Raw genomic sequence first — 18,184 nt, 5'->3', positions numbered from 1 at the left:
GGATCCATAGCTATTTGAATCAATCAGGGGTTTAACCCTTGTCAATCACGCTTGGCTTTTGTTCAGTTTTCAAGGAACATTCCTAGCAATTAATGACAACTGATTCATCTTATCAAAAAAGATATATGTTGTCAATAACAATTCGATGTTTCGTATATAATTATAACAGTTGCCTGTCACATATGTCAATATTTTTAAACTCATTTTCATAGGACAGCTTTTTAAAAATAGCATTAATAGAATTAGATGTCAAGCATATATTCCGTTTTGCTTCAAAAACCAAACACATTCGCATTATATGCTGCTAAATGCCTTACGTGTCTCGGAAATCCATGTTCTTGCCGCATAAGATAAGTAATGATTTTTTTTCCATATCATAGACAAACGCCAATTAAGTTCGGAATCCGCAATTGGAATCGAAACAATTGATTCCCTGTTTTGATCAACCCTATCGAGAATGCTCTTTGGAAGGAATGCAATACCGAAACCTTCCGACACCATCTTAACCATAAGCTCCCATTGCGAACTCTCAAAAACAATATTCGGTTGAAATCCCGCCTTTTCACAGCTGTTCAAAACCATGCTTCGCAACGAAAATTCCTCTGGGAATAAAATAAAATGTTCATCGCAAAGATCTGAGAGTCGAACTTCATCGAATGTCGCAAAAGGACTTGATGTATGCACAACAAGGCAAAGATCATCCTCAAAAAAGACGAATGAATGAAATTGTTCCTCATCAAAATGGCCAACGGTAACGCCAACTTCCAGCAAACCTTCCGAAACACAATCCGCAACTTTTTTTGCTCCATATTCAGCGATGTGCAGATCAATACCTGGAAATTCCTTGTGAAAACGGCTTAGAATGCCTGGAAAAAATTGAATGCCAATCATCGGTGACAAACCAACAGTCAGTTTTCCTTTCTTTGCATGCATTAAATCGCTCAGTTCATCCGACAGATGCCCAAAGGACTGGACAATCTTCTGAGCCTGCTCGAATACAATTTTACCAGCATCAGTCAGTTCGATTTCTTTACCTGTTCGATCAAGCAAAACCATACCCAGTTCGTCTTCTATGTCACGCACCATTTTACTGATGGTCGGTTGCGTCACATATAAATGATGCGCCGCTTTTGTAAAACTCTTTCTGATTGCGACCTCCAAAAAATAATGCAGATGTTTAATGTCCATATTCACCGCTCCCAAGCTATAGGTGATCGGAATGCATAAATTCCTGATATCTATTGTACCTGTATATTCAACTTTTGTATAATTAACTGTGATGTATATCACAGCTGTTTCAAAAAATAAGGAAGTGTCACTATTTTGCTTATGTTTCTTCGTATTGTTTGCCAGATTTGTTTCCTGTATCTTTTTGCGCTCGTAGGCAATATGCTTTCCGGCTGGTTTCACTTGCCTGTTTCTGGAAGCATTATTGGGCTTTTCATTATTCTGGGCCTGCTGCATTTTAAAGTATTGAAGCTGTCTGCAGTTGAGGCAGGAGCAAGTTTTCTCATGTCAGAAATGCTTCTCTTCTTTATCCCCTCCGCGGTTGCAATCATCCAATACAAGGATGAAATTCTGCGGCATGGTTCACAATTTCTCGTTGTCATTTTATTAAGCACAATTACCGTCATGACCGTCACAGGTGTTGTTGCTCAATTTTCAATTCACAAACTGGCAAAACATAAAGGAGAGACCGTTAAATGATTGCATTTATATGCATTCTGTTTACCGTGTTGGTTTATTATCTTTCAAAAAAAATATACAGCAGGATTAAATACGCATTTCTTTCCCCTCTTCTCGTAGCCCCCTGCGTTCTGTCATCAATGCTTGTCGGTTTCCACATTGATTATTCTGATTATGACAGCGGAGGACGCTGGCTGAGTAACTTGTTACAGCCTGCGGTAGTCGGTTTTGCCGTTCCTCTGTACAAATTCCGCAAGGTTATGAAAAAATATGCAAAAATCATTACAATCAGCATGACGACGGGCGTTTCGGTTGCATTGATCAGTTCCGGTATATTCAGCCATATTGTTAAATTAAACGATCACTACCTGCTGAGTCTGCTGCCGCGCTCAATCACCACGCCAATCGCGATGGCAGTGTCCGTAGATATCGGCGGAATGCCGACAATGACCGCCATATTTGTTATTGTGACAGGCATTACCGGCTTGATTCTCGGCCCCATGATCATTCGCTATTTACACATTAAAGAAAAGCTGGCAAAAGGACTGTTATTAGGTATGGGGGCACATGGCGCCGGAACGTCGAAGGCACTGGAGTTCGGAAGTGAAGAAGGCGCTGCCGCAAGTCTTGCCATGGTACTTGCAGCCATCTTTACACTTGTATTTGCGCCAATCCTGACACCACTCATTCTTCTGTAATGTTTTTCCAAATAATATTATACGCTCCCCGTTGAGACGGAGCGTTTTTTTCATACAGGATGAAAAGTAAATGATTTTCCTCGATAGCAAACAAAAAACTGCGTCATGCCCAGGCATCAAAGCGAATACGTGCTGGCGCCCGCGGCAAGCGAGCATCCGCAGCGCTGATGCAATCGGGCAAGCATAAATCAATAAATCATGATCGGAGATTGCAGACTGAGCGTTTTTTTCTGGTTTCTAATGCTAGTCATAAAAATGCCTGTACAATGAAATATTAAGACTCACCTGCAGTTTCACAATTTTCTATGCCTGTGCTTTAAATATTGAGTGCTTTAATAAGAGCATTCATGATATGATGGCTGAGGACAACACTTTAAGGCAGGTGAGTATTACGCTTGATCTCTGTATTTATCTCATGAACGATCCATCATTGCCTGTGCTTTTGATTGCCTTGGAATTTTCACTTCAATTTATTCAGCAGGCTTTGTATACTCATGAAAAAAAAGCATATGGATCCCATTGCCAAACTTGTACAAAATACATGAGATCATTTTATAAGCAGTGTATTTTGCGGTTAATTAGCAGCTGTTCCGCATGCACGCTATCACGAACTGTCAGGCGCAAAGAAGCCGCACATGCAGATTCCGAGGATCATTGTCCAGCTCCTGGTTTGTATATCTAATAAAACAAATACAGGAGGAACACCATGCACGTGCTTATCGCTCCTTTTACGTACTTAATTCAAAATACCGCGTCACTTTTTGGCAACAGTTATGGTTTGGCGATTATAGTATTGACTCTTTTGATTCGACTGTTGCTCGCGCCAATGATGGTGCGACAATATATTCGACAATTTGAGGTTCGGGAAAAAATGGATAAATTGAAACCCGAACTAACCGAAATTCAAAAGAGGCTTTCTGAAACAACAGACCCAACGGAAAAACAAAAAATACAGATGGAAATGATGGCGCTATACAAAAAACATAATCTGAACGTCTTTTCTTCGATGGGATGCCTGCCTGTTTTCATCCAGATGCCGATATTAATGGGATTTTATTATGCAATCAGAAACTCGCACGAAATTGCTGCCCATCATTTTCTCTGGTTTAATCTGGGGCATACCGACCTGACATTAACCTTGATTGCCGGCATCGTTTACTTTCTGCAGTTCCGCATCAGTCAGAAGCTCATGCCGACCACTGGAAATGAGCAGCAGAACCGTTCACTTCAATGGATTGGTCTGATGTCTCCGATTATGATCGTCTTTGCGTCTATGTCAACTTCAGCAGCACTTCCTCTTTATTGGGTGGTCGGTGGGCTTTTTCTGATTGGACAATCGTATTTTTCACATCTTCTCCTTCGAAAAACAAGAAAGCAGAGACAGACTGGTTAAGAAAAATCGAGCAGCCGATCCGACCACGAGATGTTGATTGAGTCCTTTTAAGTTTGGTTGCTGGCTTGACACGAGTGCATCCTGCACCAACGCTTTGATACGCAGCTGAACCATTTTTTTATTGATTGGGTACGAGGCAAAAACGTATACTTTCCTTACCTATGTAAATATAAAAAAAGACAGGCAGGTTCGGGTATTACCCCAAATCTGCCTGTCTTTTTTACGAAAATTATTTTTCTTTGCCAATTCCCTGTGCAGAAATCACATTGTCAAGTGCTGCGGATGCATCTTCCGCATCGGAGCCTTCCGTAACGATTTTAAATTCCGCACCCTTCATGATGCCAAGTGCCATAACACCCATAATGCTCTTCAGGTTCGCTTTCTTGCCATTATATTCGATGTTAATGTTTGATTCAAATTTGCTTGCTTCACTAACAAGCACGGTAGCAGGGCGTGCGTGAATGCCCGTTTCATCAGTGACAATATACGTTTTTTCCATTTTTCCAATCGCTCCATTCATAATAGTTGAACTGAACAGGCATCTGTTTTTGATTAGCCTGCGATGTTCTTTAAAGAACCGTTTACATCTTTACGATGACAAGATTCTTCAAAAAGTCTAGTTCTATTTTATCATTCATTTTCATTCATGTCATGACTAAATCATTAAAATTTTGAAATCGTTTCTTTTCTTTCCTGATTCATCTTTTTATAAACCAAGGAGAATGCCGCCAATGATAATCACGAGACATCCAATGAATAACAAATTCATCTGATTTCTTGTCTTTTTTCATCAAGCAAATAAATACTACCTAACGTTGAGAGCATGGTCCTAAGCTGAGACATTGAAAAACCAATCGTAACTCCTTCCATTTTTGTTGCAACTAACAGTGACAAATTGCCACCGGCCCGCATGAGCCTGGAAATGATATTATAAACAGTATGACGATTGTAAATTGAACGACAGAGCAAGCGCTCCAGCAATCATACCCGTTGTCTGTGGCATAATCGCAGACCATCCATCAATTCGAAATAATTGCAGATGCACAATGTATGACACATACCCTAGTGTGGACACAAAAAGAAGAATAATTCCTTTAACCGTTGAATTTGTCTGATGCTTTCGCGTTCGTTTTTCTCTTGAAGTAAGCAGAACCCCGATTACGATCAGAACAAGTGCAGAAATGCCTAAACTCATACACTCAAGAGTAGCCCATCATGGAATATAATGATACCGCATAACGCCGCACCCGCAAGCTGGCATTGTCTTTGGAATGCCAAGCATTTTCATTGCGGCAAACTGATGAAATTGGCCAATCGCCTAACAAAACCCAGAGATGAAACTCATAATAACAATCATTAAATTTAGCATTGGAGAAGCGAAAAAAAACAGTGTAGTTGAAAAAATCAATCCACCGATTGCCATGCGAACACCTGATGATAGGGTGTACCTCCCATTTTAGCGCTGACAAGAGAAATTGTCCCCATAGAAGGTGACGGAATCATTGAAATAAATAAGCCTACCAAACGTTCCACACCTTTCTAAACGGTATAAAGTGATAAATTGCCAAATTTAATACATAATAACCGTGATTGTTTGTCCCTGATCGACGCAAAATTAATGATCGTTTCACCACATAGCTCTGAAAGCGAAAATGAAATGAAAAAAGGTATATTTTAGATATGAATTGCCTTAACATATCGCCGACACTCATCCTAATCTTCTGATTTCATGAATAAAAGGTGCCATTGTAATCATCCATTAACCTCTGTGTAATGACCGATTGATATACTTAAATGTAATGTTGCTTTGTTTGCACGATCAAGTTCAACTCAATTCCTACTTTTCAACTGAGGAGGTTTCTACTCATGAAAAAATCAGCTGCTCTTTTTACTGGGTTGTTGTGTATGATGCTGATCAGCGGTTGTTGGGGCGGATCAAATCAGGATCAGAAATCGAATACGTCCAAAGAGCCGAATTCAAGTCAAGTAGCGCAGAGTTCATCCGAAAGCGCGGGCAGCAATTCATCAACATCCGATGCTTCATCCAATTCGACGAATGAACCGTCAGCAGAATCTAAAACGAAAAATAGCGCTTCTGAATCAAGCGTGCTCAATGAAGTTCGCAGCAAACTTAAAATTGATGTCGTGCGCTTGCCGCAATTCCTTCCTGTAGCAAACGGTAAATATCTCTCAGCTCTTGTCAGTTCGTCAGAAAAAGGGTACTCTGTTACCTTCAAACAGACGGATCGCCAAACAAAAGTGAATGATTCAGCTCTGAAAAATGCTAAAACCATTGCTACCATAAAAGCAACCGTTTTTCCCAGCGCTGCAGATGCAGAAAAGCAGATTCCATATCGTAAGTACACATCCTCCGATGGAAGCACAGTCAGCCTTGGTCATAATATCACTGGCTATTCAGACGCTGGTGCCGGCACAGCAGGCATTTCCTGGAACGAAGGCAGATGGATGCTTGCGGTTCTGTCTCCGACCTCAGAATCCCAGAAGGGTACGAATCTGGCAAGACAGGTCGTCGGATTTTTAGAGAAAACTGCGTTGCCTGTTCCTCACGCTTATGGGACGGCTCAAATGTATACAGATAGTCGAAAAGACACGATCAGTTGGCAAAATGGAAAAACCGTCTATACAATAAATGATACGTCAGGTGCGCTTACCCTGCTTAAAATAACGGCATCAGTAAAATAAATAAGCCAGCCCTCCATTTCTACATCATGTATCATTCGCCCCAAAAAATCGGGTCCTGGATCTCCTAACACCATCCGAAAGAGATGGTTACGATGAATAAAGGCGAAACTCATAAGCCGATCAGGAGATTCAGCCATTTTTATTGAATTTTCCTTCTGACAGTACATTTATTAATTTTTATAAAAAGAGTAAGACGCAGCCACAATTGAAAGGATAAGTAAAATCAACGGTATCCAGATGAGCGTTGAAGAAAAATAAGAATAATCTGTATCACCTGTTTGCAGCACACCGCCTGAAAGCAGCATCGAATAAACTTTGTTTAGCAGCTCGATACAGAAAAACATTGCAGCGCTTGTTATAAAAAGGACGAAGGCAAACTTTATGTACATGTACTTTCCTCCAAACTTTAATAAGACAAATCGTTTATAGTTTCAGTTGCACAGTATACACTTTTCCGATTAATTAAGTGTTCCAAACAGGCGCGTCTGGTTAACCGACTGTTAATCGGCTCACCTCATAAATCCAAAAATGTCCGCACTATAATCGAAAAGCAGAACTTAACCCGTCATTTTTCTTTGAAGTGTTTTCTTATTTCGCATTCTCCATTTCAAACTCTGCCGCAAATTACTTTTATCACCTTTCGATAAGCATGAACAGCATACATGGCTGTAGAAACAACAGGAAAAGCCAGGAGAAACGACCAATCCATTTTTTGCAAAACTTTTTCAACAATACACGTTATCATCGCTCTAATTTTCATCACAATCCTTTTCATCCGGAATTCTATAATAAAACTGTGATTCATGCAGATTAGGGCCATGCAGGAAAAGTACTGCCCTTTCATATCTTCCAACTGAGCAATCGATTCCTTGGATTTCTGAAAAAAGTAAAGAATGGGCCAGATGTTTTGTTGGTTTGTCCTTTACTTGTGAAAAATTATTTATAAAATATGAGACTGTTCCAAAAGGTACCGAACTTATACTGCGTTCCGGTTGGCACCAACAGGGACATTCCGCAGAAGTCTTGCATCTTCGCCTTAATCCCAAAATATACGTAATTTTAAAGGGTGTCCCGTCGTCAAAAGACTTTTGAGACACCCTCACCTTTTCGTTTAAATCGTCAATTCTTTTGGGTCAGGCCCATATTTATTGGTTTTATCCTGGCTGTCTGTACAAAAGAAAATGAGCAGGACAATAGCCCCAAGAAGTGGAATGAAAGCAATGAGCTGCCACCATCCTGTTCTCCCAATGTCATGAAGTCTGCGGGCCCCAACCGCTAGACCAGGAACAAGAACAGCCAGCGTATACAAAGTATCTGTAAGACGTAGTCCGTTCAGTATAAAGTGATCAATCAACATAGCGGCAACTGAAAAAATAACATTAAATAAAGTGAACATCCAGTATTCCATGCGCGTTGCACGACCGCTAAAGACCGCATAGTTCTTAATGACATCAATATACCAGTTCATCGTTACCCACCTTAGAAAATATGTATTTATTATTTATTTCAACCTCCATTTAATTTTACCGCAAATTTCAATTTGCGGGACCGCATTTATGATGCGGGACCACGCATTTATTTGTGCGGGATCGTGCGGGATCGCGCATGAGCAACGTGGAAGAAGATTAACTTGCGTTTAAATGTTGCAAGTTTATTTGATTTTTTATAAATTACCAGTGGACAAATCAGTAAACAAAGATGGATTAACAGGAGATCAATTAGTGGAACAATTTTTTATTCTTATCATAATCCTATCGGTTACAGTCATAATAAAATAAAAGATTGCAACGTCTAATGCAAAATTAGTAAGCAAAATTACAGTATCCCAAAATCCGTTCAAAAAGCTTCTTTTTATCGGTTCACCAAAGTGATAGATTCTCACGTAATCCAATGGAAAACCTAATGATAAAAAGCAACTATGTCGATCTGCATAAAGTAAAGTAGAAAGGCAAAAAATAATAGATACTAATAACTTCATTTTTCTGGACAATAATAAAACTCCTTCTGATGCATTAAGAACTGGCTGCGTTCGCTAATAAAATCTTGCCTGATTAGCCTTTACCCATTTTTCTAGCTCCCTTTTAAAATTCTCTTCTCGATCTTTATCCTGAAATATCTTTTTCAAATGATATTTTTTTATAAATCTCCTAAATTTAGGATCCTCTAATATTTTTCTGTTATAATTCCGTCTAAACCATTCCTTACTTTCAAGAGATGCAAGATTAGACTGAACGCGATTTTGAGGTGCAAAGATAAACTCAAATATTCCAAAAATCAGATCAATCAGAATATCCATAATTAAAATTCCCTTCAAAATACATAAAGTCATTTTTGTGCAGGTGATCATTTAGATCATTTAATTGGTCAGTTCTGTTTCTTTTCTTACGAAAACCATGAACAGCTATTTCCTGTTGTTTTGGTTCTATATAATCATGGTGTTTCTATATATGTACCATCTTCATAAACTTTAAATTTTGTCACTGTCCCCGTGCTACCATTTGCAATGGCACTTTTTGATGCTTCACGAATCCAATAATAATAATATCCCTTAGTGCAGATACCCTATCCGATGATTGATCAATGGTCTTCTTATCGGCTTTTTCGTCAACATTCTGTGAACTGTCATTACAAGCACTTAATAGAAATAGTAAAGTCAATCCCATTAAAACTGGAATTCATTTTTTCATAAGTCCTCCTCAGTTTGAAAGGCAAGCAGAAACTGAAACATATCTTGATTTTTATGCTGCCGTCTCTATTTGCCTGAAACGGAAATCAACCATTACAATTTTTGTTAAAGCAAGGTTGGCAAAATATTTCTCCAGAGGAACTTTTTACCCATTGATTTATGATAGGTACAGTCATTCCTCCGTATGATTTTTCCGGCGACTTTCCTATGATACACACAAATTCCCCTGGATTGATTGCTCGGCCGCAGATAGAACACTTTAAAGTATTTCGATCACTTATTTTTGAGAAAAAACTCACTTACTCACCCTCTCTTTTTTCATTTTTATTTTTCTATTTGCTGTTTCAGGTTTAAAAATGAGCATGACATAGATCCAAATCGGGAACAAGACAAAAAACTCAAGAAATCGATACCATATTTTATGATTTAAGCTATATCCTACTGATACGTCCATGTCAATCAAGGATAATAAAATGGCCACGATCAGCCAAAAAAAGAATTTTTTATATTTCATTGAATTCCATTTCCTCCCTTTATTTTTAACTATACCGCAATTTCCTTTTTTTGTTATCACATTTACAACTCGCGATTCGGCATAGTTATAAAAAATATTCAGTTCCGTGAGAGGGCTGGCTTATTTGACATGATATATTTTGATCACGGGCATTTTAATGCAATCACGAGAATGCATTTTCTCTTTAAATACAAAGTGTATTTTTGAACTTGCTGATTCTCAACTTCAGCCACTTCATTAAAAGTTTTTGGGACAAACTTTTGGAGATGCAATACAGCATGAAATTTTCAATATACAAAGAGTCCTTCAAAAAATAAACACCTTCATTTATTGAATTTCTTAACCCAATAAATGAAGATGTCATTCAAATTGAAAGAAAAAACAGGTGGCCTTCATTATGACAACTGGTTGGTAAAACCGTTTAGTTTCCACTTTACCCCATGTACCGGAAGTTCACGCATTCACAAAATCTTCATCGATTCTTCCGCACGGTTTTCGATACGCAGCTTATCGGCGACCATGGCGATGAACTCGGAATTGGTCGGCTTTGCTTTCGACATGGATACTGTGTAGCCGAATAGCTTAGAGATTGAATCAACGTTTCCTCTGCTCCAGGCAACCTCAATGGCATGCCGAATGGCTCGTTCCACGCGACTTGGCGTTGTTTTATACTTTTTTGCAATGTCTGGATAAAGGACTTTGGTTATCGAACCGAGCAGTTCGATATCATGGTAAACCATTGAAATAGCCTCACGAAGGTACATGTACCCTTTTATATGTGCAGGTACGCCAATCTCGTGAATGATGTCTGTAATGCTTGCGTTGAGATCATGATTTTTATCGGATAATGATGGCTTTTTGATGGAACGTGCAGAGAACATCGGATTCATTGCTTTTTTCCCGGCAACCTGACGAATGTGGTTTGCCAGATTATCCATGTCAAAAGGTTTTAAAATAAAGTAAGAAACACCTAATTCAACTGCTTTTTTTGTTACATCCTCCTGGCCAAAAGCAGTGAGCATGATAATGCCTGGTTTTGCAAACTCAGGATTTTCATGGATTTGTTCAAGGACGCCCAGTCCGTCGAGATGCGGCATAATAATATCTAATAAAAGCACGTCTGGAGTCACGGTTTTCAGCATTTCAAGGCAATCCTGCCCATTGCTTGCAGTACCGACAACTTCCATGTCATCCTGTGTTTTTATAAATTCTGTAATCAAAAAAATCAATTCCTGATTATCGTCTGCCAGGCAGATCTTAATTGTTTGCAAAATCAAATCCCCCTTGTCAAAATGTTCTACATGTTATCTTTTCGACAAGAGGGAAGAGTATCCTTTTTATTCTTTTTCACTTCAGTTTATTTTTTTCCTTCATTTTCCTCAAAATCATCGTTAAAAAATCATCAATCGAACTTTTTCTACATATTTTTACTTGTATCTGTCGAATATTATTGGTCAGCTTGCTATTTCTTTATTTAATACCTGCTGATTTCTCTGTAAACCTGCCTCATCGATCATCCATTCAATGTGTACGCCATAACCGCTCGTTGGATCATTCACAAACACATGTGTTACTGCACCAACCAGCCGGCCATCCTGGATAATCGGACTGCCACTCATTCCCTGAATGATGCCTCCTGTCGTTTTAAGCAGCCTTGAATCCGTAATTTTAATGACCAATCCTTTTGTTTCCGGATGTTTCTGCGGAATGGAATTTAAAATTCGAATATTAAATGCCTCAACTTTATTTCCGTTAAGAACGGTAAGAATTTTTGCCGGTCCTTCTTTAACCTGGCTTGCAGTTGCAATTGGAAGCGGCTTTTTAAATATATCTGATCGCGTCATATAACTTTTCCCCATTTTTCCGTAAATACCAAAAGGAGTATTTTTTATGACTGAACCGATACCTACTGCATGTTCGGGAAAAAATGCGATTTTTTCACCCGGTTTACCTTCCTGCCCCCGGTCAATCGCCTGCACAATTGATCGAACGATATGGCCATCTTTAACCATCAGAGGCTGCCCGGTGTCTCGATCGGATATCACGTGACCAAGTGCTCCGTAAATGCCCGTGTTTGGATCATAGAAAGTCATTGTGCCTATGCCTGATGCTGAATCACGAATAAAAAGGCCCAATTGATAATGACCGTTTCTCTTGTTCAAAATTGGCTTCAGCTGCTTGACTACGATTTCTCTTTGACGGAGAACCGTGACCTGCAATGGCCTTCCGGCTTCTGCTCGGCGCATGATCTGACGTACATCGGTAATTGATCCCATATTTTGTCCATTAATTTTTGTGATCACATCACCAATGCGAATACCAGCGGATTCTCCTGGAGACGCATCTCCTTTTTCTGTCAGAATCAGATGATAGCCAACAACGAGCACCCCTTTTGTATTAAGCTGTACACCTATGGATTGCCCACCGGGAATTAAATAAATCGGCTGCTTTTCTGTATTGACGGTATAATCTGCCTGCCTCAGCCTATTATCGGTTTCCCGATCTTCTTGTATCGATTGAACTTTATGTCTTTTTGCAATCATAGCAATCGGTGATCCACTCGTTCGTTCGATACGTTCTGAAATGCCAGAACTGCCAAGACTCAGGTTCTGCCATACATGTACAACCGAAGTTCCCATGCTTATGCTTGAACTCATCATGATGAAGCTGAGAAGAACAAGCACAACCCTTAATGCCCAATGTTTTCTTTTTTTCATAACTCACTCTCCTCGCTCCAATACCCGCACCTTGTCGTGCATTTATTAAAATTTCCTGAGGCGAGAAGAATTATGAGCTATGCATGCAAAGGATTAATTCCAGTAAAGGGTACGGATACCAGCTGTAATTATTGCTTCACTTGTTCAGCCATTCGAATTAATTCTCGTGCATGTTCCCGGGCCAGATCAGTCATCTGAGACCCCGAAATCATTCGGCTTATTTCTCTGATTTTTTCCGGTTCTGTTAATAATTTGATGCTTGTACCCGTCCGATGCCCTTTCATCATGTGCTTCTCAATAAACATATGATGATCTGCCATGGCTGCCACCTGTGGTAGATGGGTAATGCAGAAAACCTGAGCATTCTGAGATAAACGGCTGATCTTCTCGGCCATTGCCTGCGCAGCCTGTCCGCTGACTCCCGTATCGACCTCATCAAAAATAATCGTCGCTCCACCCATCATTTTCTTAAAAACAGATTTGATTGCCAGCATTATCCGTGAAAGTTCGCCGCCTGAGGCAATTTTTGCCAGCGGTTTTGCAGGTTCACCGGGATTGGTAGCGATGTAGAACGTAACGCAGTCAATGCCTTCGGAAGTAAAACCTGTAAAGGAACCAAGATCATTGCTGAGATCAACATGAATTTCCATGCGCGCATCTGCCATGCACAAGTCCTTAAATTCTCGATTAATTGCTTTAACCAGCTGTTTTCCCGTTTCTTTTCTGGCATCTTTAAGTTGCATTCCCTTTTCTCTTAAATCTGCCAGACCTTCGGCTAATGCTTTGCTTAGTGTCTCCATATTTGCATCCCGTGCACTTAATTCTTCCAGTTCTTTTTTTGCGTGCACCCAATAATTCAGGATTTCTTTGATCGTGCTGCCGTATTTGCGTTTCAGCAACTGGATGTCGCTTAATCTTTCCTCAATCTCATCCAGGCGTTTGGGATCATACTCCATTTGTTCCATGTAGTTTCGAATCGTTGAGGTTTGTTCCTCTAAAAGATAAAAACTGTTGGCCACTGACTCGGAAACATTTTCCAGCTGAGGATCCAGATCACTGACTGAATCCAGGCCTCCTGATACGGTCCGAAGCATATCCAAAACGGCATGCTCCCCATTCAGTGCCTGGTAGCTTGATTTAAGTGCACTAAAAATCTTTTCATAATGGACCAGCTTACTTTTTTCCTCATTGAGCAATTGTTCTTCATTAACACTTAACTGTGCAGCGCCAATCTCCTGAATCTGATATTTAAGCAAATCGATCCGTTGTGCAATTTCTTTTTCATCACGGCTGTACCTTCTGTATTCCGACACAACTTCAGCCACATGATCGTAAGTTTTTTTATATTTGCTTTTCAGGCTTGCGATCAATGCACTTCCATATTGATCAACGAAACGTATATGATTCGCCTGATTCAATAATCGCTGATGCTCATGCTGACCGTGAATGTCAATAAGCAGTTCACCAAACTGCTGCAGTATAGAAAGCGTAACCAGTTTGCCATTTATCCTGCAGACACTTTTGCCTGAGGCGGCAATTTCTCTTCTCAGTATGATCTGATCTTCCGAAATATCCATACCTGTCTGTCTGATCAGAGGTGCCAGACGTTCCGGATCTTCAATTTCAAGCAGCGCTTCTATCTCTGCTTTTTTTGCACCGTGACGAACATATTCTGATGACCCACGTGCACCGGCAAGCAGGGCAATCGCATCGATAATCATTGATTTTCCGGCACCTGTTTCACCGGTAAAAACAGTCAGACCGTTTTCAAAAGATATATTCAGTTTGTCAATAATGGCAAAATTTATGATCTGCAATTCCGCTAGCATAAAAATTCACCTCTTCCATCCGAACGCTCGTTCCCTTTTTCTATTTTCCACTGTTTTTTTTAAAACGTCAACTTATTTATGACGGAAAAAAATTAACGATCAATTGCATTAGAAAACTTGGCTTTGCCGAGCCTCTGACACGGGTGAAGTCGCCGTCGCGCTTATACTATTTCCTTAAAATTTATATACTTTTTTTAGTATGAGAAAAAGCATAACCGGAAAACAAATCCGTTTATGCTTTGCGATTAAAATGCTGGTGCGCTTCTTTAACAATCTCTGCAGGCTGGTTTTGAAGCAGATTCTTTGCCTGGCTCTGGTCCGAGCGCATATGGAGTAAAAATTCAATATTTCCGTCTCCTCCGGTAATCGGAGAATAGCTTAGATCAAGCAATGAAAAGCCGCATGTAAGCGCGAAGCGCAGAATATCATCAATAACAGTAAGGTGAACTTTTGCATCATGGACAATTCCCTTTTTACCTACCTGATCCCGTCCGGCTTCGAATTGCGGTTTAATCAATGCAACTGCTTCGCTGTGACGCTTAAGGATACCGATGAGCGGCGGAAGGATCTTTTTCAATGAAATAAAGGAAACATCAATCGACGCAAATTCTGGAATGCCCTCTAAAAAATGTTCCGGTCTGCAATAACGAAAATTGGTTTTTTCCATTACGATGACACGCGGATCGCTGCGCAGCTTCCATGCCAGCTGATTGTATCCTACATCCAGCGCATATACTTTTGCGGCGCCATTTTGAAGCGCGCAATCGGTAAAGCCCCCGGTTGAAGCCCCAATATCCAGTGCAACAATATCTTTAAGATTTAAATGAAAAACCTTAATGGCCTTCTCAAGTTTCAATCCGCCTCGACCAACATATGGAAGCGGGTTTCCCTTGATATGAAGATCGATGGAACTCTCCACCTTGCTGCCAGGTTTATCAATGCGCTGCTCATCATGATAAACAAGTCCAGCCATAACCGCTCTCTGGGCTTTTTCTCTGGATTCAAAAAGTCCTTTCCTCACAAGCAGGACATCGACCCGTTCTTTGTCTTTCATGAAGTAATAACCCTTCTGATCTTGTTTTTTCCTGACTTCATTCGCACCATACTTTTTATTTTTGAGCCAATCCGTTCACTCGTCAGACCGACGGAAGCAAGCAGTTCCTTTACACTTCCATGTGCAACGAAACAGTCATCGATGCCCATACGCTCAATGATTAAGTTATGGAAGCCTTTATCATGCATATATTCCAGAACGCTTGAGCCAAATCCCCCCGCCAGAATTCCTTCTTCAACAGTCAGAACAGGTGCCTCCTGCTCAGCCAGTTCGGACAGCATTCGTTCATCAAGCGGTTTGATGAAACGTGCATTGATCACCTTTAAATGGATGCCTTCACCCTCCAGCTGCTTCGCAGCGGCCAATGCAGGCTGGAGCATCGGTCCAAAGGCAAGCACCGATGCATCATGACCATCACGCAAGATCTCCCACGTACCAATTGGAATCTCCGTAGGGCTTTTGCTTATCACCGCGCCGATCCCATTTCCACGCGGATAACGCACCGCAATTGGACCCTGATCATAACGCAGCGCCGTAAAGATCATATTTCTTAGTTCATTCTCGTCCTTACCCATCATGATCGTTAAATTGGGCAAACTTCGCAGAAAGCCAACATCAAACACGCCTTGATGCGTTTCTCCATCTGCGCCGACCAAACCCGCCCGGTCAACGGCAATCACCACATTTAAATTTTGCCGGCAGATATCATGTAAAATTTGATCGTATGCACGCTGCATAAACGTGGAATAGATCGAAAGCACCGGTTTCATATGTTGTGTTGCCAATCCCGCAGCAAAGGTTGCCGCATGCTGCTCAGCAATCCCCACGTCAAAAAGCCTGTCTGGAAACTCCTTTGCAAAGCCTTCAAGTTTCGATCCGACAACCATGGCAGGCGAAACGACCACAATCCGTTTATCTTTTCGTGCAAGTTCCTGCAGGATGTCGTTGACAACTTTGCTGTACGCAGGAGCTGCGGCAACCGGTTTTATAAAGGCCCCGGATTCAATTTTGTACGGACCTGTACCATGCCATGTTCCGATTTCATCCAATTCTGCGGGTCTGTAGCCCTTGCCCTTTTGTGTCAGTACATGAATCAAAACCGGACCTTTTCTTTTTTGTGCATAATTGAGATTGTCAATCAGTGCATTAAGGTTATGCCCATCAACGGGGCCAAGATAAGTAATCCCCAGTTCTTCAAAAAAAACACCGGATACAAGCAAATATTTAAGTCGATCTTTTAAGCGTTCAGCAACGGAAGCAAGTTTGCCTCCAAATGCTGGAATCTTTTTCATAAGATATTCCAGATCCTCTTTTGCACGTGTGTATTTATTCGCTGAACGGATCCGGTTTAACATATTATGAAGTGCCCCGACATTTGGCGCGATGGACATTTCATTATCATTCAAGATAATAATCAGGTTTCTCTTTTGATGGCCGATATCATTCAAAGCTTCCAAGGCCATGCCTCCGGTCAGTGCTCCATCGCCAATCACCGCTACGACATTGAAGTGCTCATGCTTCAGGTCACGCGCGACAGCCATACCGAGCGCAGCCGAAAGCGATGTGGAACTGTGACCTGTTTCCCACACATCATGTTCGCTTTCATTGCGTTTTGGGAAACCGCATAAACCGTTAAATTGCCGGAGTGTATCAAAGCGATCTCCTCTGCCGGTTAAGATCTTATGCACATAGGTCTGATGCCCGACATCCCACACGAGCTTATCGGTCGGACTGTTAAAAATTTTATGAAGTGCAAGCGTCAGTTCAACGACCCCAAGATTCGGTGCAAGATGCCCGCCTGTTTTGGAGAGTTTTTCAATCAAAAAAGAGCGGATATCACCGGCAAGATCGGTCATTTGATTGACGGACATTTTTTTTAAAAATTTTGGGTTCTTAATTTTAGAAACATCCATGAAGATCATACATCCTTTCTTGCCGTTTTTCTCTTCTTGCTCTTTTTTTTCTTTTTTGTATCCAGAACTTTGAGAATCGGCAGATGCAGGCGTTCTTCGATAATATAAATCGCGTAGCCGACCTTAAAAATAATTTTGGTTGCGTTTTTAATGGCGAAGCCCTTTCCGAGCGCCTTCACGAACACCGTTAAGGCAGCAACGCAGCTGGTCACAATGACAGATATGACGTATTCCGCAACACCGTTCTTATTGTATACGAGCAGCGCCATGAATTCCACCACGACAACCGAAGCAGCCGTCCCGCTGATAATCGCACTTGCATCACCAATCACATCTGTACAAAATGTATTGACCCGATCGGCATTTTTGGTTAACCAAACCGAATATTTTGCGCCCTTAATCCCCTTGGAAGCAATGGCATGAAACGGCGCTTCACTCGAGGCAGTCGAAGCAACGCCGATCAAATCAAAAAAAAGGGCTACAAATATAATAGCGATAACGACAATAATACCACTGAAAACGCTGGCATTGCTAAGCACTGCAGTAGAGACAATTGAAAAAATAGCCGCCAGCACAAACGTGATCATAGCTAACGGCAGTGCCCATCGAAGCGATTTTTTAATTTCGTTTTTCATAAACTTCCAGCCTTTCTAAAAGTCCCTGAGGCCGGGCCAGATCTATCGCATCCTTATTAATCCTTCATTTATATATAAAATAACACATAAAAAATAGTTAAATTATGTAAAAAGGCCATTTGAGAAGTAAATATTGCGGCTTAGGTCCAGTAGGTTTTCCCATCAAATTACCTGTTGTCGCCAAGCAGGCAGTTTCCTTTTAAAATTTGACCAGTGCCGTTGCCGTACACTGAACTGGAACACCACTCAGACCGCACTATAATCCGACTCAAATGCTGCAACTGAAGCAGACAGTCTAGGAGATTTCCTCAGGCACTCTTGAAGCTTCGCTCTAGCCTCTTTTGCAGAATTGATTT

Annotated in this window: 16 protein-coding genes and 1 pseudogene; 4 read left to right on the top strand and 13 right to left on the bottom strand. The window is 40.8% G+C overall.

Features of this window, described 5'->3' with window-relative positions; genetic code table 11:
• Positions 1–294 precede the first annotated feature (294 nt).
• The gene (locus tag M3N64_RS11745; RefSeq protein ID WP_249102423.1) at positions 295–1,188 is read right to left on the bottom strand and encodes a LysR family transcriptional regulator; all 894 of its coding nucleotides are present in this window, start codon (positions 1,186–1,188) and stop codon (positions 295–297) included.
• A 141-nt stretch (positions 1,189–1,329) separates the two neighbouring features.
• Here M3N64_RS11745 and M3N64_RS11740 point away from each other — a divergent pair, with 141 nt between their 5' ends.
• The 3 genes from M3N64_RS11740 to yidC all read left to right on the top strand — a co-directional run bounded on the left by M3N64_RS11740 (position 1,330) and on the right by yidC (position 3,777).
• Positions 1,330–1,707 carry a CidA/LrgA family protein gene (locus M3N64_RS11740; RefSeq protein WP_249102440.1) on the top strand — a complete coding sequence of 126 codons (378 nt, stop codon included), beginning with the start codon at positions 1,330–1,332 and terminating at the stop codon, positions 1,705–1,707.
• Positions 1,704–2,384, top strand: coding sequence for an LrgB family protein (locus M3N64_RS11735; RefSeq protein ID WP_249102420.1), 681 nt, complete (start codon positions 1,704–1,706; stop codon positions 2,382–2,384). The genes M3N64_RS11740 and M3N64_RS11735 overlap by 4 nt, the downstream gene beginning before the upstream one ends.
• 706 nt (positions 2,385–3,090) lie before the next feature.
• On the top strand, positions 3,091–3,777 hold the full coding sequence (yidC, locus tag M3N64_RS11730) for a membrane protein insertase YidC (RefSeq protein ID WP_249102415.1): 687 nt from the start codon (positions 3,091–3,093) through the stop codon (positions 3,775–3,777).
• A gap of 229 nt (positions 3,778–4,006) precedes the next feature.
• Here yidC and M3N64_RS11725 read toward each other — a convergent pair whose 3' ends face one another.
• Complete coding sequence (locus tag M3N64_RS11725; RefSeq protein WP_249102414.1) at positions 4,007–4,276, bottom strand: phosphocarrier protein HPr; 270 nt, start codon at positions 4,274–4,276, stop codon at positions 4,007–4,009.
• Between the two features lie 266 nt (positions 4,277–4,542).
• Positions 4,543–4,972: pseudogene (locus M3N64_RS11720) on the bottom strand (GRP family sugar transporter).
• A gap of 671 nt (positions 4,973–5,643) precedes the next feature.
• Here M3N64_RS11720 and M3N64_RS11715 point away from each other — a divergent pair.
• Positions 5,644–6,480, top strand: coding sequence for a hypothetical protein (locus M3N64_RS11715; protein ID WP_249102413.1), 837 nt, complete (start codon positions 5,644–5,646; stop codon positions 6,478–6,480).
• A gap of 170 nt (positions 6,481–6,650) precedes the next feature.
• Here the strand turns inward: M3N64_RS11715 and M3N64_RS11710 are convergent, their stop codons facing one another.
• The 10 genes from M3N64_RS11710 to M3N64_RS11665 form a co-directional block, all read right to left on the bottom strand.
• Positions 6,651–6,869 carry a hypothetical protein gene (locus M3N64_RS11710; protein ID WP_249102412.1) on the bottom strand — a complete coding sequence of 73 codons (219 nt, stop codon included), beginning with the start codon at positions 6,867–6,869 and terminating at the stop codon, positions 6,651–6,653.
• Positions 6,870–7,591: 722 nt separating this feature from the next.
• A complete protein-coding gene (locus M3N64_RS11705; protein WP_249102411.1) occupies positions 7,592–7,948 on the bottom strand; it encodes a DUF805 domain-containing protein in 357 nt (118 codons plus the stop codon).
• Positions 7,949–8,512: 564 nt separating this feature from the next.
• Positions 8,513–8,776, bottom strand: coding sequence for a hypothetical protein (locus M3N64_RS11700; RefSeq protein ID WP_249102409.1), 264 nt, complete (start codon positions 8,774–8,776; stop codon positions 8,513–8,515).
• Between the two features lie 685 nt (positions 8,777–9,461).
• The gene (locus M3N64_RS11695; RefSeq protein WP_249102407.1) at positions 9,462–9,680 is read right to left on the bottom strand and encodes a hypothetical protein; all 219 of its coding nucleotides are present in this window, start codon (positions 9,678–9,680) and stop codon (positions 9,462–9,464) included.
• Between the two features lie 461 nt (positions 9,681–10,141).
• Positions 10,142–10,951, bottom strand: a complete 810-nt coding sequence (gene spo0A / locus M3N64_RS11690; protein WP_249102406.1) for a sporulation transcription factor Spo0A — start codon at positions 10,949–10,951, stop codon at positions 10,142–10,144.
• 183 nt (positions 10,952–11,134) lie between these two features.
• On the bottom strand, positions 11,135–12,397 hold the full coding sequence (gene spoIVB / locus M3N64_RS11685; RefSeq protein WP_249102404.1) for a SpoIVB peptidase: 1,263 nt from the start codon (positions 12,395–12,397) through the stop codon (positions 11,135–11,137).
• A 128-nt stretch (positions 12,398–12,525) separates the two neighbouring features.
• The gene (recN, locus tag M3N64_RS11680; protein ID WP_249102402.1) at positions 12,526–14,226 is read right to left on the bottom strand and encodes a DNA repair protein RecN; all 1,701 of its coding nucleotides are present in this window, start codon (positions 14,224–14,226) and stop codon (positions 12,526–12,528) included.
• Positions 14,227–14,458: 232 nt separating this feature from the next.
• Positions 14,459–15,280 (bottom strand): TlyA family RNA methyltransferase, encoded by an 822-nt coding sequence (locus tag M3N64_RS11675; protein ID WP_249102401.1) that lies wholly within the window; start codon positions 15,278–15,280, stop codon positions 14,459–14,461.
• Positions 15,277–17,193 (bottom strand): 1-deoxy-D-xylulose-5-phosphate synthase, encoded by a 1,917-nt coding sequence (gene dxs / locus M3N64_RS11670; RefSeq protein WP_249102399.1) that lies wholly within the window; start codon positions 17,191–17,193, stop codon positions 15,277–15,279. Before dxs ends, M3N64_RS11675 begins: the two co-directional genes overlap by 4 nt.
• Before the next feature lie 5 nt (positions 17,194–17,198).
• Positions 17,199–17,828, bottom strand: a complete 630-nt coding sequence (locus tag M3N64_RS11665) for a hypothetical protein (RefSeq protein WP_249102397.1) — start codon at positions 17,826–17,828, stop codon at positions 17,199–17,201.
• Positions 17,829–18,184 lie beyond the last annotated feature (356 nt).

Source organism: Sporolactobacillus mangiferae (genome assembly GCF_023336505.1).
Classification (GTDB): domain Bacteria; phylum Bacillota; class Bacilli; order Bacillales; family Sporolactobacillaceae; genus Sporolactobacillus; species Sporolactobacillus mangiferae.
This window is presented reverse-complemented; position numbering and strand designations above follow the sequence as displayed.